At 68.3% G+C, this 20370-nt stretch carries 21 protein-coding genes; 13 read left to right on the top strand and 8 right to left on the bottom strand.

All coding sequences use genetic code 11. The features are described 5' to 3' along the window. Positions 1-122 precede the first annotated feature (122 nt). Complete coding sequence (locus LGN19_RS26405) at positions 123-1424, top strand: THUMP domain-containing class I SAM-dependent RNA methyltransferase (protein WP_039361417.1); 1302 nt, start codon at positions 123-125, stop codon at positions 1422-1424. Positions 1425-1520: 96 nt separating this feature from the next. On the opposite strand, the gene LGN19_RS26400 is transcribed toward LGN19_RS26405, so the two are convergent. Together LGN19_RS26400 and LGN19_RS26395 are read right to left on the bottom strand one after the other, a co-directional pair. Further along, positions 1521-1985, bottom strand: coding sequence for an SRPBCC family protein (locus LGN19_RS26400; protein WP_226217937.1), 465 nt, complete (start codon positions 1983-1985; stop codon positions 1521-1523). Continuing rightward, on the bottom strand, positions 1978-2310 hold the full coding sequence (locus tag LGN19_RS26395; protein WP_011350981.1) for an ArsR/SmtB family transcription factor: 333 nt from the start codon (positions 2308-2310) through the stop codon (positions 1978-1980). Before LGN19_RS26395 ends, LGN19_RS26400 begins: the two co-directional genes overlap by 8 nt. A gap of 169 nt (positions 2311-2479) precedes the next feature. On the opposite strand from LGN19_RS26395, the gene LGN19_RS26390 reads away from it, so the two are divergent. Continuing rightward, the gene (locus LGN19_RS26390) at positions 2480-2896 is read left to right on the top strand and encodes a VOC family protein (protein WP_226217936.1); all 417 of its coding nucleotides are present in this window, start codon (positions 2480-2482) and stop codon (positions 2894-2896) included. A gap of 73 nt (positions 2897-2969) precedes the next feature. Next, positions 2970-3656 (top strand): helix-turn-helix transcriptional regulator, encoded by a 687-nt coding sequence (locus LGN19_RS26385; RefSeq protein ID WP_069746174.1) that lies wholly within the window; start codon positions 2970-2972, stop codon positions 3654-3656. Between the two features lie 72 nt (positions 3657-3728). Here LGN19_RS26385 and LGN19_RS26380 read toward each other — a convergent pair whose 3' ends face one another. After that, positions 3729-4652, bottom strand: a complete 924-nt coding sequence (locus LGN19_RS26380) for a carbon-nitrogen hydrolase family protein (RefSeq protein WP_046544957.1) — start codon at positions 4650-4652, stop codon at positions 3729-3731. A gap of 80 nt (positions 4653-4732) precedes the next feature. Between LGN19_RS26380 and LGN19_RS26375 the strand changes: the two genes are divergently transcribed. After that, a complete protein-coding gene (locus LGN19_RS26375) occupies positions 4733-5653 on the top strand; it encodes a LysR family transcriptional regulator (RefSeq protein ID WP_226217934.1) in 921 nt (306 codons plus the stop codon). Positions 5654-5748: 95 nt separating this feature from the next. Here LGN19_RS26375 and LGN19_RS26370 read toward each other — a convergent pair whose 3' ends face one another. The 3 genes from LGN19_RS26370 to LGN19_RS26360 are packed head-to-tail and all read right to left on the bottom strand — an operon-like array spanning position 5749 to position 8681. Next, positions 5749-7203, bottom strand: a complete 1455-nt coding sequence (locus LGN19_RS26370; protein WP_226217932.1) for an NAD(P)(+) transhydrogenase (Re/Si-specific) subunit beta — start codon at positions 7201-7203, stop codon at positions 5749-5751. After that, complete coding sequence (locus LGN19_RS26365) at positions 7200-7526, bottom strand: NAD(P) transhydrogenase subunit alpha (RefSeq protein WP_122944499.1); 327 nt, start codon at positions 7524-7526, stop codon at positions 7200-7202. The genes LGN19_RS26370 and LGN19_RS26365 overlap by 4 nt, the downstream gene beginning before the upstream one ends. 15 nt (positions 7527-7541) lie before the next feature. Next, positions 7542-8681, bottom strand: coding sequence for a Re/Si-specific NAD(P)(+) transhydrogenase subunit alpha (locus tag LGN19_RS26360; RefSeq protein WP_122944498.1), 1140 nt, complete (start codon positions 8679-8681; stop codon positions 7542-7544). Between the two features lie 278 nt (positions 8682-8959). Here LGN19_RS26360 and LGN19_RS26355 point away from each other — a divergent pair, with 278 nt between their 5' ends. Both LGN19_RS26355 and mnmA read left to right on the top strand, forming a co-directional pair. Beyond that, a complete protein-coding gene (locus LGN19_RS26355) occupies positions 8960-9469 on the top strand; it encodes an NUDIX hydrolase (protein ID WP_122944497.1) in 510 nt (169 codons plus the stop codon). Continuing rightward, positions 9466-10614, top strand: coding sequence for a tRNA 2-thiouridine(34) synthase MnmA (gene mnmA / locus LGN19_RS26350; RefSeq protein WP_226217930.1), 1149 nt, complete (start codon positions 9466-9468; stop codon positions 10612-10614). Before LGN19_RS26355 ends, mnmA begins: the two co-directional genes overlap by 4 nt. 48 nt (positions 10615-10662) lie before the next feature. Here the strand turns inward: mnmA and LGN19_RS26345 are convergent, their stop codons facing one another. After that, positions 10663-11025, bottom strand: coding sequence for a winged helix-turn-helix transcriptional regulator (locus LGN19_RS26345; RefSeq protein WP_226217928.1), 363 nt, complete (start codon positions 11023-11025; stop codon positions 10663-10665). Between the two features lie 74 nt (positions 11026-11099). Here LGN19_RS26345 and LGN19_RS26340 point away from each other — a divergent pair, with 74 nt between their 5' ends. Continuing rightward, positions 11100-11870: an NAD(P)H-dependent oxidoreductase gene (locus LGN19_RS26340; RefSeq protein WP_226217927.1), complete on the top strand. Its 771-nt coding sequence runs from the start codon at positions 11100-11102 to the stop codon at positions 11868-11870. A 190-nt stretch (positions 11871-12060) separates the two neighbouring features. Continuing rightward, the gene (locus LGN19_RS26335) at positions 12061-13680 is read left to right on the top strand and encodes an FMN-binding glutamate synthase family protein (protein WP_122944493.1); all 1620 of its coding nucleotides are present in this window, start codon (positions 12061-12063) and stop codon (positions 13678-13680) included. Between the two features lie 103 nt (positions 13681-13783). Here LGN19_RS26335 and LGN19_RS26330 read toward each other — a convergent pair whose 3' ends face one another. Continuing rightward, positions 13784-14395 carry a glutathione S-transferase family protein gene (locus tag LGN19_RS26330; RefSeq protein ID WP_043191886.1) on the bottom strand — a complete coding sequence of 204 codons (612 nt, stop codon included), beginning with the start codon at positions 14393-14395 and terminating at the stop codon, positions 13784-13786. A gap of 185 nt (positions 14396-14580) precedes the next feature. On the opposite strand from LGN19_RS26330, the gene LGN19_RS26325 reads away from it, so the two are divergent. From LGN19_RS26325 to purH, 5 genes are all read left to right on the top strand, one after another. Continuing rightward, positions 14581-15966: an aminopeptidase P N-terminal domain-containing protein gene (locus LGN19_RS26325; RefSeq protein WP_226217925.1), complete on the top strand. Its 1386-nt coding sequence runs from the start codon at positions 14581-14583 to the stop codon at positions 15964-15966. Positions 15967-16006: 40 nt separating this feature from the next. Next, entirely contained in the window at positions 16007-17194 is a 1188-nt protein-coding gene (locus tag LGN19_RS26320) for a UbiH/UbiF/VisC/COQ6 family ubiquinone biosynthesis hydroxylase (protein ID WP_226217912.1), read from the top strand. Between the two features lie 124 nt (positions 17195-17318). Continuing rightward, positions 17319-18386, top strand: a complete 1068-nt coding sequence (gene dusB, locus LGN19_RS26315) for a tRNA dihydrouridine synthase DusB (protein ID WP_006497523.1) — start codon at positions 17319-17321, stop codon at positions 18384-18386. Beyond that, positions 18383-18616, top strand: a complete 234-nt coding sequence (locus LGN19_RS26310) for a Fis family transcriptional regulator (RefSeq protein ID WP_006476892.1) — start codon at positions 18383-18385, stop codon at positions 18614-18616. Before dusB ends, LGN19_RS26310 begins: the two co-directional genes overlap by 4 nt. Positions 18617-18660: 44 nt before the next feature. Beyond that, complete coding sequence (gene purH, locus LGN19_RS26305) at positions 18661-20226, top strand: bifunctional phosphoribosylaminoimidazolecarboxamide formyltransferase/IMP cyclohydrolase (protein ID WP_226217910.1); 1566 nt, start codon at positions 18661-18663, stop codon at positions 20224-20226. The last annotated feature ends 144 nt before the right edge of the window (positions 20227-20370 follow it).

Below are 20370 nucleotides of genomic sequence, written 5' to 3'. Positions count from 1 at the left end.
GGCCTCCCGCCTCGGTCGCGCGGCGCCGGGCCCGCGCCGCAGCACCGAAACGCGACACAACGCCGGCCCCGGCCGCCCGCGCCGCGTACAATAGTGGACTTTTGCACGTCCTCACCCGCCTTATGTCCTCGCCCACCCTGTACGAATTCTTCGCCCCCTGCCCGCGCGGCCTCGAAGCGGCGCTTGCCGCCGAGCTGGCCGAAATCGCCGGCCGCCACCTGAACGGCGCGCCGTTCACCGCGGGCGCGCAGGTGCCGGGCGGCGTCCACTTCAGCGGCGGCTGGGCCGCCGGCATGGCCGCGAACCTCCATTCGCGGATCGCGAGCCGGGTTCTGCTGAAGATTGCGCACCGCGCATACCGCAACGAGCAGGACGTCTACGCGCTCGCGCTCGAGCAGCCGTGGGAGCGCTGGTTCGCGGCGACGCAGACGCTGCGCGTCGACATCACGGCGATCAAGTCGCCGCTGAAGAGCCTCGAATTCGCGACGTTGCGCGTGAAGGACGCGATCTGCGACCGGATGCGCGACAAGACCGGCGCGCGCCCGAGCATCGACACGGGTGCGCCGGACGTGCGCGTGTTCGCCTTCCTGACGGCGGGCGAATGCACGCTGTACCTCGACACGTCGGGCGAGCCGCTGTTCAAGCGCGGCTGGCGTCTCGACAAGGGCGCGGCGCCGCTGCGCGAGAACCTCGCGGCCGGCATCCTGCGCCTGACGGGCTGGACGCCCGGCACGGCGCTGTACGACCCGATGTGCGGCAGCGGCACGTTCCTCGCGGAAGCCGCGCAGATCGCGCTCGGCGTGGCGCCCGGCGTCGAGCGCCGGTTCGGTTTCGAGAAACTCAAGCAGTACGACATCACCGCGTGGCAGGGGCTGAAGGTCCCGGCGCTGGACGCGAAGCGCGCGGCGCGCGGCAAGCGCGGCGAAGCGCTCGGCGTGTACGGCAGCGACATCTCCGGCGACATGCTCGAGAAAGCGCGCGCGAACCTCGAGCGCGCGGGCGTGCCGTCGGTATGGCTCAAGCAGGTCGACGCGCGCGGGATGACGCCGCCGTGCGACGGCCCGGGCATCATCCTCGCGAACCCGCCGTACGGCGAGCGGATCGAGGTGCGTGGCCGCAGCGCGCGCGGCGAGGTGCGCGAGACGGGCCGCAACCGCGGCAACGACGACGCGTTCCGCCGCACCCACACCGATGCGCCGGACAGCGAGTTCTTCAACGCGCTCGGCGATGCGCTGAAGCAGCGCTTCACGGGCTGGCAGGCGTTCCTGCTGACGTCCGACCGTTCGCTGCCGGGCCAGCTGCGGCTGCGCGAATCGGCGAAGACGCCGCTGTTCAACGGCGCGCTCGAATGCCGGCTGTTCCGCTTCGACCTGATCGCCGGCAGCGTGAAGGCGCGCCCGGCCACGCCGGAAGGCGACGCGTAATCCGCAGCATGATCGCGATGGGGCCGCCGGTGCAGCCCCATCGCGGCAACCCGAACGCCGCCGTTACCGCACCCGCGGCAACGGCGGCGTTTCGTTTCAGTGCTTCGAGCACGCCCAGCGGCCCATCGTGAACGGCAGCGCCTGCCCCGTCTCGAGCAGCGTCTTGAGGCTCGACAGCACGACCGGCCAGCCGCCGCGAATCCCGCGATCCATCTCCGAGCCCGGCACCAGCCCGTCGTGCGTGACGGTCAGCTTCACGACGCCCTCATGCGGCTCGACGACGTAGGTCACGCGCGATTCCCCGCTCTCCCCCGACGGCGCGCGCCACGTGACGACCAGCCGGCGCGACGGATCGTTCTCGACCACTTCGCCGACGATGTCGACCCGCGACGGATCGTCGTAGTCCTGATGCTCCCAGCGCGAGCCCGGCCGCCAGTCGGGCGACGCGTTGCGATGCCGCACCCAGTAGTCCTTCGTCAGCTCGGCGTTGGTGAGCGCATCGAACACGCGCTCGGGCGTCGATGCAATGAACGTCACGTACACAAAGGCGGGATTACTCATCGTTGTCTCCAGGATCGCCGGCCGCTTCCAGCCCGCGCTTGAGATCCGCCAGCGCCTGCAGGCGCTGACGCTCGAACTTGCCGATCCAGCGTTCCGCGATGTCGTGGATCGGCACCGGATTCAGGTAATGCAGCTTCTCCCTGCCGCGCCACGTCGTCGCGACGAGATTCGCGGCCTCGAGCAGCGCGAGATGCTTGCTTACGGCCTGCCGGCTCATCGCAAGCCCGTCGCACAGCTCGGACAGGGTCTGTCCGCTTTTCGCATGCAGCAAATCAAGCAACTGGCGGCGCGTGGCATCGGCCAGCGCCTTGAAAACGAGATCCATGCCGCTCCCGGGTCAATGACCTCATTATGCAACCAAAAGGTTGCATGTCAAGGATGACAACTCTACTGACAATACGGTGTCAGCAGGCCGCGATCACACTGCAATCCCGGCGCAATGCACCGCTGGTTTCCGCACCGAACCCGAACAACAACGCAACAAGGAGCACGTCATGACGTCCGCAACTGCCACTGCCACCGCTACCGCCCCCCTGGAGCGCGCGATCGCGTGGTTCGACATTCCGTCCCTCGATTTCGACCGGGCGATCCGCTTTTACGAAACCGTGCTGCAAACGACGCTGCAGCGCGCAGTCATCGGCGGCGTGCCGATGGCCACGTTCGACCGCGACGCATCGAGCACGGGCGGCAGCATCGTGTTCGATCCGCAGCAGATGAAGCCGAGCGCGAACGGCGTGCTCGTCTACCTGAACGCCGGCGAATCGGTCGTCGCGGCGCTCGAACGCGCGAAGCGCGCGGGCGGCGTCGTGCAGGGCTCGGTCGTCGAGCTGCCGAACAACTACGGCTACGTCGGCTACCTGATCGACACCGAAGGCAACCGCGTCGGCCTGCACGCGCCGAAATGCCACTGAGCGCACCGGCCGTCGGGCTCGCGCGGCGCTATCATCGCGAAGTCCCTACCGCCGTTGGAGTCGAGGTGCCGTCATGACGCGCCGTGCCGACCGCCTGTTCCAGATCGCCGAGCTGTTGCGCGGGCGTCGTCTCACGACCGCGCAACAGCTGGCCGACTGGCTGTCGGTGTCGCCGCGCACGGTCTATCGCGACGTGCGCGACCTGCAACTGTCAGGGGTGCCGATCGAAGGCGAAGCCGGCATCGGCTACCGGCTGAACCGCAACGCTAGCCTGCCGCCGCTCACGTTCACGGCCGAGGAACTCGCGGCGCTCGCCACCGGCGCACGCATGCTCGAAACCTGGGGCGGTGCGCGCTTCGCGAGCGGCGCGCGCTCGGCGCTCGCGAAGATCGCGTCGGCCATGCCGGCCGACAAGCGCACGGCGCTCGACCGCCTGCCCGTGTTCGCGCCGTCGTTCCACATCGACGAGACGTTTTGCGCGAAGGTCGACGCGATCCACCAGGCCATCGACACGCGCCACGTCGTCAGCTTCGGCTACCGCGACCGGCTCGGCGCACATTCGCAACGCCGCGTGTGGCCGCTCGGGCTCGTCTACTGGGGCGGGCGCTGGACGATCGGCGCGTGGTGCGAGCTGCGCGACGATTTCCGCACCTTCGACATCGCGCGGATGGGCGACATCACCGTGCACGAGCAGTTTCCGGACATGGAAGGACGGCGGATCGCCGACTACATGCGGATCGCGGAAGCGCCGATGCGCTGACGCGGCACGACGGCGGGCGCGCCGCCGCCGTTCATGTTCCGGGGCACCGCACGGCGCCCGGTCCGCCCCCTCCTACCCGCCGAATACCACCGTCCGCTTCGGCCGCTCGTCGACGTGCAGCGAGAACACGTCGGGCCGCGCGTAATGCCCGACCACGTCGAAGTCGTAGCGCGCCCGCACGAGTTCGTCGGTATCGATGCGCGCGGTCACGAGCCCGGCTTCGCCGATCAGCGGCTCCGTCAGCAGGTCGCCGAGCGGCCCGACGATCACACTGCCGCCGCGGATCAGCGGCCGCTCCGGATCCCAGCCCGGCACATCGATCCCGAGCGCGCGCGGCGACGGCTGCACCTGGCATGCGCTGACGACGAAGCAGCGCCCTTCGTGCGCGATATGCCGCATCGAGCTCTGCCAGACATCGCGCTCGTCGACGGTCGGTGCGCACCAGATCTGCACGCCCTTCGCGTACATCGCGCAGCGCAGGAGCGGCATGTGGTTCTCCCAGCAGATCGCGGCGCCCGCGCGGCCCGCGGCCGTGTCGACGACGGGCAAGGTCGAGCCGTCGCCCTGCCCCCAGATCAGCCGTTCGGTGCCGGTCGGCATCAGCTTGCGGTGCTTCGCGACGAGCCCGTCGCGCGGGTCGAAGAACAGTGCCGTGCAGTACAGCGTGCTGCCGCCGCGCTCGATCACGCCGACCACGAGGCTCGCGCCCGTGCGCTGCGACAGCGCGGCCAGCTCGTCGGTTTCGGGCCCCGGCACGTCGATCGCCTGCGCGGCATAGCGCGCATACGCGTCGCGGCCTTCGGGCAGCCGGTAACCGAGCCGCGTGCCGAAGATCTCGCCTTTCGGATAGCCGCCGAGCACGGCCTCGGGCAGCACGACGAGCGACGCGCCGCTGTCGCGGATCGCGGTTTCGTAGCCGAGGATCGTGTCGAGCGTGGCGCGCGTGCCGGCGGGCGATGCACCGATCTGCAGCGCGGCGATGACTGACGTGGACATGAAGGCGTCTCCGGTGAATGGGGTTACGCCATCTTTATCGATATGATGTCATCGATCAAATCGATAGAACGATAAGTGTCATGAATGCGGATGATATCGCCAGCCTCGACCTGAATCTGCTGAAGGTGTTCGAGGCGCTGTACGAGGAAGGCGGCGCGAGCCGCGCGGCGCTGCGGCTCGGCCTCACGCAGTCGGCGGTGAGCGCGGCGCTGGCGCGGCTGCGCGTGATCTATGCCGATCCGCTGTTCGTGCGCACCGGCCGCGGGCTCGCGCCGACGCCGCGCGCGGACGAACTGAAGCCGATCCTGTCCGATGCGCTCGACCGTTGCCGCGAAAGCCTCGCGATCGCAGCCGACGGCGGCGACCGCATCGGCCGCACAATCTCGATCGGGCTGTCGGACGACTTCGAGATCGCGCTCGGCCGCGCGCTGATCGACGCCGTCGCGCGGGAAGCCGCCGGCATCCGGCTGATCTTCCGGCAGACGCACAGCGGCATCGCCGGCGACGCGCTGCTGCGTCACAGTGTGGACCTCGCAATCGCGTCGGGCGGCTTCTCGGCGAACGGGCTCAGCCGGCGCGCGGTCGCGACGGGCGGCTATGCGTGCGTGATCGACCCGGCAGCGCGCCCGAAGCCGCCACGCACGCTCACGCTCGCCGATTTCCTGCGGCGCGACCACCTGCTCGTGTCGTCGGGCGGCGTGATCGGGATCGTCGACGAGGCGCTGGCCACGCTCGGCCACAAGCGGCGTGTCGCGGCGTCGACCACGCATTTCGCCGCACTGCCGTACCTGCTCGCCGGCTCCGACGCGGTCGCGACGATTCCCGCGCACGCGGCGCGCGCGATCGCGCAATCGACACCGCTGCGCGCGCTCGCATGCCCGGTCGACTTGCCGCACTACCCGGTGGAAATCGGCTGGCGCACGAGCACGCAGCGCGACCCGGCGATCGTGCGCGTACGCGACACGATCGCCGCGTGCGTCGCGAACCTCGTCGCCCCATGAAAAAAGCCCGGCCGGCTTGCGCCGGTCGGGCCTGTCCAATGTCCGGTCACGCTGCCCGTGAATCGAAGCAGGCAGCCGCGTTGCCGGCGCATGCGTCATTCGACCGACTTCACCATGTCCTCGATGACCTTCTTCGCATCGCCGAACACCATCATCGTCTTGTCCATGTAGAACAGGTCGTTGTCGAGGCCCGCGTAGCCGGCCGCCATCGAGCGCTTGTTGACGATCACCGTGCGCGCCTTGTACGCCTCGATGATCGGCATCCCCGCGATCGGCGATTGCGGATCGTTCTTAGCGGCCGGGTTCACGACGTCGTTCGCGCCGAGCACGAGCACGACGTCGACCTGGCCGAATTCGCCGTTGATGTCGTCCATCTCGTACACGATCTCGTACGGTACTTCCGCTTCCGCGAGCAGCACGTTCATGTGCCCCGGCATCCGCCCCGCAACCGGATGGATCGCGTACTTCACGTCGATGCCCTTCTCGACCAGCTTGTCGGTCAGCTCCTTCAGCGCGTGCTGCGCACGAGCCACGGCGAGGCCGTAACCCGGCACGATCACGACCGTTTCCGCATTGCCGAGCATGAACGACGCGTCTTCGGCCGAGCCCGACTTCACCGGCCGCTGCTCCTTCGCACCTGCCGCACCACCGGCCGCTGCCTCGCCGCCGAACCCGCCGAGGATCACGTTGAAGAACGAGCGGTTCATCGCGTGGCACATGATGTACGAGAGGATCGCGCCCGACGAGCCGACGAGCGACCCGGCAATGATCAGCATCGCGTTGTTCAGCGAGAAGCCGATGCCGGCCGCCGCCCACCCGGAGTACGAGTTCAGCATCGACACGACCACCGGCATGTCCGCGCCGCCGATCGGGATGATGATCAGCACGCCGAGCGCGAACGCGATCGCCGTCATGATGACGAACGGCAGCCACGACTGCGTGATGAAGAACAGGATGCCGAAGCCGAGCATCGCGAGCGCGAGCATCAGGTTGAGCAGATGCTGGCCCGCATACACGACCGGCGCGCCCTGGAACAACCGGAACCGGTACTTGCCCGACAGCTTGCCGAACGCGATCACCGAGCCGGAGAACGTGATCGCGCCGACGAACGTGCCGATGAACAGCTCGACGCGGTTGCCGTACGGGATGAAGTTCGACGACACCGCGTCCTGCGGCACGAGCCCGAACGCTTCCGGCTCCGACACCACCGCATACGCGATGCACACGGCCGCGAGACCGATCAGCGAATGCATCGCTGCGACGAGCTCCGGCATCTTCGTCATCTCGACGCGCGCGGCGACGAACGCCCCCACGCCGCCGCCGACGATCAGCGCGCCGAGCACCAGCGCGATGCCGAGCGGCAGGTTCGCGCCGAGCCACTCGGCCTGCCTGGCGATCAGCGCGATCGTCGTGAGGATCGCGATGGCCATCCCGGCCATCCCGAACAGGTTGCCGCGCCGCGCGCTCTTCGGGTTCGACAGGCCTTTCAGCGCCTGGATGAAGCACACCGACGCGACGAGGTACAGCAGCGTGACGACGTTCGTGCTCATCGCGTGCCCTCCTTGCCGCCCTCGGCCTGCTTCGGCGCCTTCTTGCGAAACATCTCGAGCATGCGCCTCGTCACGAGGAAGCCACCAAACACGTTGACGGCCGCGAGCGCGACCGCGAGCGTGCCGAACACCTTGCCGGTCGCGCCGACGGTGAGCGCCGCCGCGAGCATCGCGCCGACGATCACGATCGCCGAGATCGCATTGGTCACGGCCATCAGCGGCGTATGCAGCGCCGGCGTGACGTTCCACACCACGTGGTAGCCGACGTACACCGCCAGCACGAAGATGATCACGTTGATCACCGTGTGATTGATGATTTCCATGGCCCCTCTCCCCGGTTACTTGCGCGCGACTTCGCCGTCGCGGCACAGGAGCGTCGCGGCGACGATGTCGTCGGTCAGGTCGATGTTGAGCGTGCCTTCCTTCGTGACGATCAGCTTCATGAAGTCGAGCAGGTTGCGGGCATACAGCGCCGACGCGTCCGCTGCGAGCATCGACGCGAGATTCGTGTAGCCGGCGATCGTCACGCCGTCGTGCACGATCACCTGGTCGGCGACCGTCAGCGGGCAGTTGCCGCTCTTGCGCCCGTCGAATTCGGGGCCACGGCCGGCTGCGAGATCGACGAGCACCGAGCCCGGCTTCATCGACTGCACGGTCTCGACCGAGATCAAGGTCGGTGCCGGGCGCCCGGGAATCAGCGCGGTGGTTATCACGATGTCGGCCTGCTTCGCGCGCTCGTGCACGAGCGCGGCCTGGCGGCCGAGCCACGACGGCGGCATCGGACGCGCGTAGCCGCCCACGCCCTGCGCCGCGTCGCGCTCTTCGTCGGTTTCATACGGGACGTCGAGGAATTTCGCGCCGAGCGACTCGATCTGCTCCTTCACGGCCGGCCGCACGTCGGACGCCTCGATCACCGCACCGAGGCGCTTCGCGGTCGCGATCGCCTGCAGGCCCGCGACACCCGCGCCGAGAATCAGCACGCGCGCGGCCTTCACGGTACCCGCGGCCGTCATCAGCATCGGAAAGAAGCGCGGATACAGCGCCGCGGCCACCAGCACGGCCTTGTAGCCCGCGATGTTCGCCTGCGACGACAGCACGTCGAGGCTCTGCGCGCGCGTCGTGCGCGGCGCGGCTTCGAGCGCGAAGCCCGTCACGCCGGCTGCGGCAAGTTTCGCCGCCTGCTCGCCGTTGAACGGATCGAGCATGCCGACCAGCACGGCGCCGCGCTTGAGCAGCGGCAGTTCGGCGTCGGTGGGCGCCTGGACCTTCAGCACGATGTCGACATCGAAAGCGGCCGACTGGCCGGTCAGTTCGGCACCGGCGGCCGCATAGGCTGCGTCGGGATAACTCGCGGCGATGCCGGCCCCTTTCGCGATACTGACCCGATGGCCGGCGGCCGCGAATTTCTTCGCGGTTTCCGGCGTCGCAGCCACACGCGCCTCGTTCGCCCGCGTTTCGGCAGGCACGCCAATATGCATCGTCGGTCCCTCCAGTCATTGTCAGTTTTTCGTTTGTTGCGACTTTTACTGCACAACGAGCCGGGCAGGCTGACGACCGACTCACGAGCGACGACACTCACTCTCCACTTTAGGCGAAAGCGAGGGCCGTACCAGCGCGCTTGGCACGATCGTGCGAGACGGCGATGCCGGCCCGTCCGGTGTCGCCGTGTATCGGCACGACAGACGAATTGAAAGGGTCTGATTCGTTTAGCGCAACGACCGGCAGCGTTCGGGCGCAACCGGTAAAATGCCGAACCATGAAACCCGAAATCTGGACCCCGCATGTGACGGTCGCCGCGCTCGTCGAGCACGCCGGCCGCTTTCTCATGATCGAGGAAGAAACCTCGTCGGGCCTGCGCATCAACCAGCCGGCAGGCCATCTCGAAGCCGGCGAAACGCTGGCCGACGCCGTGATCCGAGAGACGCTCGAGGAAACCGCGCACCCGTTCACGCCCGACGCGCTCGTCGGCGTCTATCTCGCGCACTACGATCGTCCCGGCACCGCCGGCGCAACCTATCTGCGCTTCACGTTCTGCGGCACGGCCGGCGAGCCGATCGCGGGCCACGCGCTCGACGACGGCATCGTCCGCACGCTGTGGATGACCGCCGACGAACTGCGCGCGTGCAGCGAGCGCCATCGCTCGCCCGCGGTGTTGCGCTGCGTCGACGATTACCTCGCCGGGCGGCGCATTCCGCTCGATTTCGTGCACACGCATTCGGTCGCGCCGCGCCCCGAAGCATTCGAACGTCAGGCGGTCAACAAATGAGCAAGCGCCGGGTAGTGGTAGGCATGTCGGGCGGCGTCGATTCGTCGGTGACCGCGTGGCTGCTGAAGGAACAGGGCTACGACGTGGTCGGCCTGTTCATGAAGAACTGGGAAGACGACGACGACGGCGAATACTGCTCGACGCGTCAGGACTGGATCGACGTCGTGTCGGTGGCCGACCTGATCGGCATCGACGTGGAAGCCGTCAACTTCGCGGCGGAATACAAGGACCGCGTGTTCGCCGAGTTCCTGCGCGAATACTCGGCCGGCCGCACGCCGAACCCCGACGTGCTGTGCAACGCCGAGATCAAGTTCAAGGCGTTCCTCGATCACGCGATGTCGCTCGATGCGGAAATGATCGCGACCGGCCACTATGCGCGCGTGCGCGAGCGCGACGGGCGGTTCGAACTGCTGAAGGCTTTCGATCATACGAAAGACCAGTCGTACTTCCTGCATCGGCTGAACCAGGCGCAACTGTCGAAGACGATGTTCCCGCTCGGCGAGATCCCGAAGACGAAGGTGCGCGAGATCGCCGCGCAGATCGGGCTGCCGAACGCGAAGAAGAAGGATTCGACGGGCATCTGCTTCATCGGCGAACGGCCGTTCCGCGATTTCCTGAACCGCTATCTGCCGACGAAACCCGGCCCGATGAAGACGCCGGACGGCAAGGTCGTCGGCGAGCACATCGGCCTCGCGTTCTACACGTTCGGCCAGCGCAAGGGCATCGGCCTCGGCGGCAGCAAGAGTGGCAACGGCGATCCGTGGTTCGTCGCCGCGAAGGACATTGCGTCGAACACGCTGTACGTCGTGCAGGGGCACGATCATCCGTGGCTGCTGGCGCACCAGCTCGTCGCCGGCAACGTGAGCTGGGTCGCCGGCGAGCCGCCGGCCGAAGGCTTCGCTTGCGGCGCGAAGACCCGCTACCGGCAGGCCGACGCGGCGTGCGCATTCGGCGCCGCGACGCCCGGCCCGGCAGGCGAAGCGCGCTTCTCGCTCGCGTTCGACGACGCGCAGTGGGCTGTCACGCCCGGCCAGTCGGCCGTGCTGTACGACGGCGAGATCTGCCTCGGCGGCGGGATCATCGAATCGGCGCTGTCCGGCAATACGCAGGCGAACGACGCACCTGCCCTCGCGCTCGCCCGCTGACGCGCCGGCGCCGCGCAAGCGGCGGCCGGACGGAAGCGGCCGCGCCGCTCACCGCATGTTCCGCACCGACGCGTCGTAGCGCTCGCGCGCCGCGTCCAGCTCGGGAAAATGGCGCTCGGCCCAGCGGTCGAGCGCCACGAGCGACCCCGCCACCGCCGTCAACCGGTATTCGACGTGTGCGCGCCGCGCGGCCACAGCAACGCGTTCGATCAGCCCGTTGCGCTCCAGCTCGCGCAGCGTCTGCGTCAGCACCTTCTGGGAAATCCCGCCGATACGCCGCAGCAGCTCGCCGTTGCGCAGCGGCCGCTCGGCCAGCGCGGGCAGGATCAGCAGCGACCACTTGCCGGCGACCAGCGCCAGCGCGTCGCGCGCCGAGCAGTCCGCCGCATAGACGTCGCCGGGAAATGCCATGGTTACCTCCGGGTGCGTGATTGCGCGGCCCCGTCGCCGCCGGCCATCATCGTCGCACACTCCCGGAGCCCGCCATGCATGCGCTGATCGTCGTCGCCCATCCCGAACCGCAGTCGTTCAACGCCACCCTCGCCGGCGCGGCGGCCGACGCCTGGCGCGCAGGCGGCCATACCGCGATGGTCGCGGACCTGTACGCCGACGCGTTCGACCCGTGCGAAGCACCGCGCCATTATGCGGACCGGCTCGACACCGCCCGCTTCGACACGCAGCGCGAGCAGCGCCATCACTGGGAACGCGGCACGCTCGCGCCCGAGATCGCGCATCAGGTCGGCCAGTTGAGACAGGCCGACGCGCTGATCCTGCAGTTCCCGCTGTGGTGGTTCGGCGCACCCGCGATCCTGAAGGGCTGGATGGATCGCGTGTTCGTCTACGGCGGCCTCTACAGCAGCCGGCAGCGCCACGATCGCGGCGTGCTGCAGGGGCGGCGCGTGTTGCTGAGCGTCACGACCGGCTCGTCGGCCGCCGCCTGCGCACCCGACGGCCGAGAAGGCGACACCCGCCTGCTGCTGTGGCCGATCATGTACGCGCTGCGCTACGTCGGCTTCGACGTGCTCGAACCGCACCTGATCCACGATGTCCGCGGCGGCCTCGCGGGCGACGCCGCGCGGCGGCAGGACGCGCGCCTCGTGCACAGTCTCGCCGGCTACCGCGCGCGGCTGCGCGACTGGCATGCGTGGCCGCGGGTGCCGTTCAACCGCGACGAAGACTTCGACGACGACGCCCGGCTGAAGCCCGGCAGCCCGGCGTACAGCCCGTTCATCCGCCCGACCGGCACGGACAGCTAGGCCCCGTCTCGGTAAGGCGGGCTTCGCGACACCCGTAGTAGACTCTCGACCATCGTGGGCGCCGGCGGCGGCGGGTACGGCACGGGCAGCATGCCCGCCGGGCCCGCGCGATGCCACGCGCGCCGACTTGCCGCCCGCCGCGCAATCCTGGCGACGTGACGGCCATCCAGACAATTACGATGGAGTCCCCATGTTTTCCCGACGCTATATCGCGATGTGGTGCGCGGTCCTGCTGTTCGTGGCCGTCGCGGCGCTCGCCGCCCGGCACACGATCGCGTGGCTGTGGCTCGTGATCCCGGCCGCCCTCGTCGCGCTCGGCCTGTACGACCTGAAGCAGGACCGCCACGCCATCCTGCGCAACTACCCGCTCTGGGGCCACTTCCGCTTCCTGTTCGAATTCATCCGACCTGAAATCCGCCAGTACTTCGTCGAGGACGACACCGACGAAAAGCCGTTCTCGCGTGCGCAGCGCAGCCTCGTCTACCAGCGCGCGAAGAACGTCGCCGACAATCGCCCCTATGGCACCGAGTTGAACGTGAAGGCCGTCGCGCACGAATGGATCAGCCACTCGCTCGCGCCGACGAAGCTGCCGAACCATGATTTCCGCGTCCGCGTCGGCGCCAGTCGCGCTCAACCGTACGACATTTCGATCTTCAACATCTCGGCGATGAGCTTCGGCTCGCTGTCCGCGAACGCGATCCGCTCGCTGAACCTCGGCGCGAAGAAAGGCGGTTTCGCGCATGACACGGGCGAAGGCTCGCTGTCGAAGTACCATCGCGAAAACGGCGGCGACATCATCTGGGAAATCGCGTCCGGCTACTTCGGCTGCCGCAACGACGACGGCACCTTCAACCCCGACAAGTTCGCGAAGCAGGCCGCCGATCCGCAGGTCAAGATGATCGAGGTGAAGCTGTCGCAGGGCGCGAAGCCCGGCCACGGCGGCGTGCTGCCGGCCGCGAAGATCACGCCCGAGATCGCCGAGACGCGCGGCGTGCCGATGGGCAAGGACTGCATCTCGCCCGCGACGCACTCGGAGTTCTCGACGCCGCGCGGGCTGCTCGAATTCGTCGAACGGCTGCGCACGCTGTCGGGCGGCAAGCCGACCGGCTTCAAGCTGTGCGTCGGCCATCCGTGGGAATTCTTCGGGATCGCGAAGGCGATGCTCGAGACCGGCATCGTGCCGGACTTCATCGTCGTCGACGGCGCGGAAGGCGGCACCGGCGCGGCGCCGCTCGAATTCACCGACCACGTCGGCGTGCCGCTGCAGGAAGGGTTGCTGCTCGTGCACAACACGCTCGTCGGGATCGGCGTGCGCGACCGCGTGAAGCTCGGCGCGAGCGGCAAGATCATCACCGCGTTCGACGTCGCACGCACGCTCGCGATCGGCGCGGACTGGGTGAACTCGGCGCGCGGCTTCATGTTCGCGGTCGGCTGCATCCAGGCGCAGACCTGCCACACGGGCCGCTGCCCGACCGGCGTCGCGACGCAGGACCCGGTGCGCCAGCGCGCGCTCGTCGTGCCGGACAAGGCCGACCGCGTGTACAACTTCCACCGCAACACGCTGCACGCGCTGCAGGAACTCGTGCAGGCGGCCGGCCTCGCGCATCCGTCGGAGCTGCGCGCGCATCACATCGTGCAGCGCATCGCCCCGCACGAGGTCCGGCTGATGTCGCAGTTGCTGAAGTACCTGAAGCCCGGCTCGCTGCTCGACGGCAACACCTGCGGCTTCACGCTGTACGACAAGTGGTGGCCGATTTCGCGCAGCGATTCGTTCACGCTCGGCGAGGCCGTGTACGCGTCGATCGAATGAAGCGGGCGACCGCCCCCGCCGCGGGGCGGCCCGGCAAAAAGAAAAGCGCCCCGCGGGGCGCTTTTCTTTCGTCTGCCGAATCCGTGAATAAGTCGCGTTCGGCTCAGTTCTGCGGCAGCGTGTCGGCGAACGACGGCCGTTGCAGCAGCTTCACGAAGTGCTTGTCGAGGTTCGGGTGGCGATCGCGCCAGTTGAGCTCGGGCATCCGGAAGTCGAGATAGCCGAGCGCGCAGCCGAGTGCGATGTCGGCGAGCGTGTAATGATTACCGACGCACCACGTCTTGCCGCCGAGCCCCTGCGACATCGCGACGAGACCGTCGTCGATCTTGCGTTGCTGGCGCGCGATCCAGCTCGCGCTGCGTTGCGCCTCGTCGCGCATCGTATGTTCGATACGAATCGCGACCGACGCGTCGATCACGCCGTCGCCCAACGCTTCCCAGCAGCGCACCTCGACGCGCTCGCGGCCCGACGGCGGAATCAGCTTGCCGACCGGCGACAGCGTATCGACGTATTCGCAGATCACGCGGGAATCGAACACCGCGGCACCATCCTCCATCACGAGGCACGGGACCTTGCCGAGCGGATTCGACGCATGAATATCCGTCTCCGGCGCCCACACGTTCTCGAGCTCCAGCTTGTAGTCGATCTTCTTTTCAGCCAGCACGATCCGCGCCTTGCGGACGTACGGGCTGCTGAGCGAACCGATTAATTTCATCATCTGCCTTTTTTTGGGAACCGCCGGGAGTATACGTTGTCGTCGATCATAACCGGCCAGCATGGCGCGATAGAAAATCGCCCGGCCGGCCTGTGGATGGTTTGCAACAACCGTCGTGCGGGCTTTCCGGCGGGCTTCCCGCCCCTCTTTCACGCGCGGCGTCCCGCGGCGCTACAATCGCACGAATGAACGCGCCCCTCGATACCGCCATCGCCGTCGACGTCTACCGCCAGCGCCGTGAACGCGTGCTTGCCGCACTGCGTGCCGCCGGCGGCGGCGTCGCCATCGTCCCCACCGCGCCCGAAGTGCCGCGCAACCGCGATACGGACTATCCGTACCGGTTCGACAGCTACTTCCATTACCTGACGGGCTTCAGCGAGCCGGATGCCGTGCTCGTGCTGAACGCCGCCGCGCCACATGGCACGCCGGAGTCGATCCTGTTCTGCCGCGGCAAGAATGCCGATCGCGAGATCTGGGAAGGCTTCCATTACGGGCCCGAAGCCGCGCGCGACACGTTCGGTTTCGATGCGGCATTCGCGGTCGACGTGATCGACACCGAGATGCCGCGCCTGCTCGCCGACGCGGGCACCGTGCACTACCGGTTCGGCGCGTCGGCCGACTTCGACCGCCAGCTCGCGGGCTGGGTCGACGCGGTGCGGGCGCGGGCGCGCACGGGCGTCGCCGCGCCGGACGCGATGCTCGACCTCACGCCGCTGCTCGACGACATGCGGCTCGTGAAGGACGAGCACGAGCTCGCGATCATGATGCGCGCGGCGCATATCTCCGCGCTCGCGCACCGCCGCGCGATGCAGGCGTGCCGCCCCGGCATCCGCGAATACGAACTCGAAGCCGAACTCCTGTACGTGTTCCGCAAGCACGGTGCGCAGTCGCCCGCGTACGGCTCGATCGTCGCGGCCGGCGCGAACGCGTGCGTGCTGCACTACCCGGCCGGCAACGCAGCCGCGAAGGACGGCGACCTGATCCTGATCGACGCCGCGTGCGAACTCGACGGCTACGCGTCGGACATCACGCGCACGTTCCCGGCCAACGGGCGCTTCTCGCCCGCGCAGCGCACGCTGTACGACATCGTGCTCGCCGCGCAGCAGGCGGCGATCGATGCGACGCGCGCCGGCGTGCCGTTCGAGGCGCCGCACGACGCGGCCGTGCGCGTGCTCGCGCAGGGCTTGCTCGACACCGGCATCATCCCGAAAGCGCGCTTCTCGAACGTCGACGACGTGATCGCCGAGCGTGCGTACACGCGCTTCTACATGCACCGCACCGGCCACTGGATCGGCATGGACGTGCACGATTGCGGCGACTACCGCGAGCGGCTCGCCGAGCGCGACGGCAACGGCGTGCTGCCGTGGCGCACGCTGAAGGCCGGCATGACGCTGACGGTCGAACCCGGCCTGTACGTGCGCGCCGCCGACGACGTGCCGCCCGAGTACTGGAACATCGGCATCCGCATCGAGGACGACGCCATCGTGCGCGAGCACGGCTGCGAGCTGATCACGCGCGGCGTGCCCGTCGCGGCGGACGAAATCGAAGCGCTGATGCGCGCGGGCGCATGACCCGCCGCCGCCGACCGTTACCTCCGTTTCACGAATCAAGATGACGACCGCTTCCTCCCCGGCCATGCCGGACTACGACCTCGCCATCGTCGGCGCGGGCCCCGTCGGGCTCGCGCTCGCCGGCTGGCTCGCACGCCGCAGCGCGACGCAACACGCATCGATCGCGCTGATCGATGCACGCGAACCGGCCGCGAACGCGAACGATCCGCGCGCGATCGCCGTGTCGCACGGCAGCCGCGTGCTGCTCGACACGCTCGCGTGGCCCGCCGACGCGACGCCGATCGAACATATCCACGTGTCGCAGCGCGGCCATTTCGGCCGCACGCTGATCGACCGCGACGAGCACGACGTCGCCGCGCTCGGCTACGTCGTGCGCTACGGCTCGCTCATGCAGGCGCTCGCGGGTGCCGTGCGCGGCACGCGCATCGACTGGCTCACGTCGACCACCGCGCGTGCGCCGCAGCAGGATGCCGACGGCGTCACGCTGACGCTCGACGGCCCGCAAGGCGAGCGCACGCTGCGCGCGCGCGTCGTCATCAATGCCGAAGGCGGGCTGTTCCACGAACAGCAGGCCGATACGGCCAAGCATCGCCGCGACTACGGGCAGACCGCGCTCGTCGGCACGGTCACGGTCTCGGCGCCGCGCCCGAACGTCGCATGGGAACGCTTCACGCACGAAGGCCCGCTCGCGCTGCTGCCGCTCGGCGGCCCGCGCCAGGCCGAGTACGCGCTCGTCTGGTGCTGCACGCCCAACGAAGCGGCGCGGCGTGCCGCGCTGCCCGACGACGCGTTCCTGCGCGAACTCGGCGCCGCGTTCGGCGAACGCATGGGCGAGTTCGTCGCGATCGCGGGCCGCGCGTCGTTCCCGCTCGGCCTGAACGCCGCCCAGACGCTCGTCAACGGCCGCGTCGCGATCGTCGGCAATGCCGCGCAAACCCTGCACCCCGTCGCGGGCCAGGGGCTCAACCTCGGGCTGCGCGACGCGCATACGCTCGTCGACACGCTGTCCGCGCAAGGCTTCGAAGCGACCGCGCTCGCCACCTTCAACGCGCGCCGCGCGCTCGACCGGCGCTTCACGATCGGCGCGACCGACACGCTGGCACGCCTGTTCACGATCGACTCGGGCCCGCTCCCGCTGCTGCGCGGCGCCGCACTCACCGCGCTCGAGTTCGTGCCGCCGCTGAAGAAGCTGATCGCGCGCCAGATGATGTTCGGCCAGCGCAACTGACGCGCGGCGCGCACAGTTGCGCCACTCAAACCGGGTCAAATCGGCGGGACATGGGAATACGGTAAAATGCGCGTTTCCGTCTGCCCTTTCCCTGCCCGCGCCCGCCGCGGGCGGTGCCATTGCGATGCCTGTTATCGGCCCTCACGTATTGCGTAACAACCTGTTCGTCGCCCCGATGGCCGGCGTGACGGATCGTCCGTTCCGCCAGCTCTGCAAGCGGCTGGGGGCCGGTTACGCCGTGTCCGAGATGGTCGCGTCCAACGCACAGCTGTGGAAAAGCGCGAAGACGATGCGGCGCGCGAACCATGAAGGCGAGGTCGAGCCGATCGCGGTCCAGATCGCCGGCGCCGATCCGGCGATGATGGCCGAAGCGGCCCGCTACAACGTCGACAACGGCGCGCAGATCATCGACATCAACATGGGCTGCCCGGCGAAGAAGGTCTGCAACGTCGCGGCCGGCTCCGCGCTGCTGCAGAACGAGCCGCTCGTGCAGCGCATCGTCGAGGCGGTCGTCGCGGCGGTCGGCACGGGGCCGGATGCAGTGCCCGTCACGCTGAAGATCCGCACGGGCTGGGATCGCGAGCACAAGAACGCGATCACGGTCGCGCGCCTGGCCGAAGCCGCCGGCATCTCGATGCTCACCGTGCACGGCCGCACGCGCGCCGACCTGTACCGCGGCGACGCCGAATACGACACCATCGCGGCCGTGAAGGCGGCGGTGCGGATTCCGGTGGTCGCAAACGGCGACATCACGTCGCCCGCGAAGGCGAAGGCCGTGCTCGACGCAACCGGTGCCGATGCCCTGATGATCGGTCGTGCCGCGCAAGGTCGGCCGTGGCTGTTCCGCGAAATCGATCATTTCCTGCAAACCGGCGAGCTGCTGCCCCCGCCGCGGATCGACGAGATCCAGCACGTGATGAACGAACACCTGGAAGACCACTACGCTTTCTATGGTGAATTCACGGGCGTCCGTACTGCGCGCAAGCACATCGGCTGGTACACTCGCGGCCTTTCCGGTGCCAACGGGTTCCGGCACAGGATGAACACGCTCGATTCCACCCGCGAGCAGCTCGCCGCCGTCAATGCATTCTTCGAGGCGCAAAAGGCGCTGTCGGACCACCTCGTCTACGTCGATGACGAAGAGGAAAACGGCCAGGGCGAGTCGGACGACCATAACCAGTTAGCAGCATGAGCAAGCACAACATCGAACAATGTGTCCGCGAGAGCCTGGACGTGTATTTCCGGGATCTAGACGGCTCCAATCCGCACGACGTCTATGAAATGGTGATGTCCTGCGTCGAAAAGCCGATGCTCGAGGTCGTGCTCGTACAGGCCGGCGGCAACCAGTCGCTCGCCGCGGAGTACCTCGGCATCAATCGCAATACGCTGCGCAAGAAGCTGCAGCAGCACGGCCTGCTGTAGGCGGCCGTCCCGTCCCCGTTTCCCTGGCTATTGGTGGTTCCATCATGATCAAGCAAGCGCTCATTTCCGTTTCCGACAAGACCGGCATCGTCGACTTCGCAAAGTCGCTGTCCGACCTCGGCGTCAAGCTGCTGTCGACCGGCGGCACCGCGAAACTGCTCGCCGACGCGGGCCTGCCCGTGACCGAAGTGGCTGATTACACGGGCTTCCCGGAAATGCTCGATGGGCGCGTGAAGACGCTCCACCCGAAGGTGCACGGCGGCATCCTGGCCCGCCGCGACCTGCCCGAGCACATGCAGGCGCTGGAACAGCACGGCATCCCGACGATCGACCTGCTGGTCGTGAACCTGTATCCGTTCGTCGCGACGATCGCGAAGGACGACTGCACGCTCGCCGACGCGATCGAGAACATCGACATCGGCGGCCCGACGATGCTGCGCTCGGCCGCGAAGAACCACCGCGACGTGACGGTCGTCGTCGACCCGGCCGATTACTCGGTCGTGCTCGATGAAATGAAGGCGAACGGCAATGCGGTCGGCTACCCGACCAACTTCCGCCTCGCGACGAAGGTGTTCGCACACACCGCGCAATACGACGGCGCGATCACGAACTACCTGACGAGCCTGACCGACGAGCTGAAGCACGCGTCGCGCAGCGCGTACCCGGCAACGCTGAACATGGCGTTCGACAAGGTGCAGGACCTGCGCTACGGCGAGAACCCGCACCAGAGCGCGGCGTTCTACCGCGACCTCGCAACGCCGGCCGGCGCGCTCGCGAACTACCGCCAGCTGCAGGGCAAGGAACTGTCGTACAACAACATCGCCGATTCCGACGCGGCGTGGGAATGCGTGAAGACGTTCGACGCACCGGCGTGCGTGATCATCAAGCATGCGAACCCGTGCGGCGTCGCGGTCGGCAACGATTCGGCCGATGCGTACGCGAAGGCGTTCCAGACCGACCCGACGTCGGCGTTCGGCGGCATCATCGCGTTCAACCGCGAAGTCGACGAAACGGCGGCCCAGGCTGTCGCGAAGCAGTTCGTCGAAGTGCTGATCGCCCCGTCGTTCTCCGACGCCGCGAAGCAGGTGTTCGCCGCGAAGCAGAACGTGCGCCTGCTCGAAATCGCACTGGGCAACGGCCACAACGCATTCGACCTGAAGCGCGTGGGCGGCGGCCTGCTGGTGCAGTCGCTCGACTCGAAGAACGTGCAGCCGCACGAGCTGCGTGTCGTCACGAAGCGCCACCCGACGCCGAAGGAAATGGACGACCTGCTGTTCGCATGGCGCGTCGCGAAGTACGTGAAGTCGAACGCGATCGTGTTCTGCGGCAACGGCATGACGCTTGGCGTCGGTGCAGGCCAGATGAGCCGCGTCGATTCCGCGCGGATCGCGAGCATCAAGGCGCAGAACGCGGGCCTGACGCTGACCGGCTCGGCCGTGGCATCGGATGCGTTCTTCCCGTTCCGCGACGGCCTCGACGTCGTCGTGGCGGCCGGCGCGACCTGCGTGATCCAGCCGGGCGGCTCGATGCGCGATGACGAAGTGATCGCCGCAGCCGACGAGCACAACATCGCGATGATCCTGACGGGCGTGCGCCACTTCCGTCACTGATCGCATGCGGCCCGCGCGGCCGCTGCACGACAACCCGGCGGCATTGCACCCGCCGGGTTTTTTATTGCGCGGCGCTCTCGTACGCGACCGTGCGGCCAGCGCACCGCACCATTCGTTGTAGTATCGCTGCATCAGGCTTCTCCC

Source organism: Burkholderia sp. AU30198 (assembly GCF_020419825.1).
In the GTDB taxonomy this organism is placed as follows: domain Bacteria; phylum Pseudomonadota; class Gammaproteobacteria; order Burkholderiales; family Burkholderiaceae; genus Burkholderia.
The sequence above is the reverse complement of the archived record's forward strand: the minus strand, read 5'-3'. Positions and strand labels throughout refer to the sequence as shown.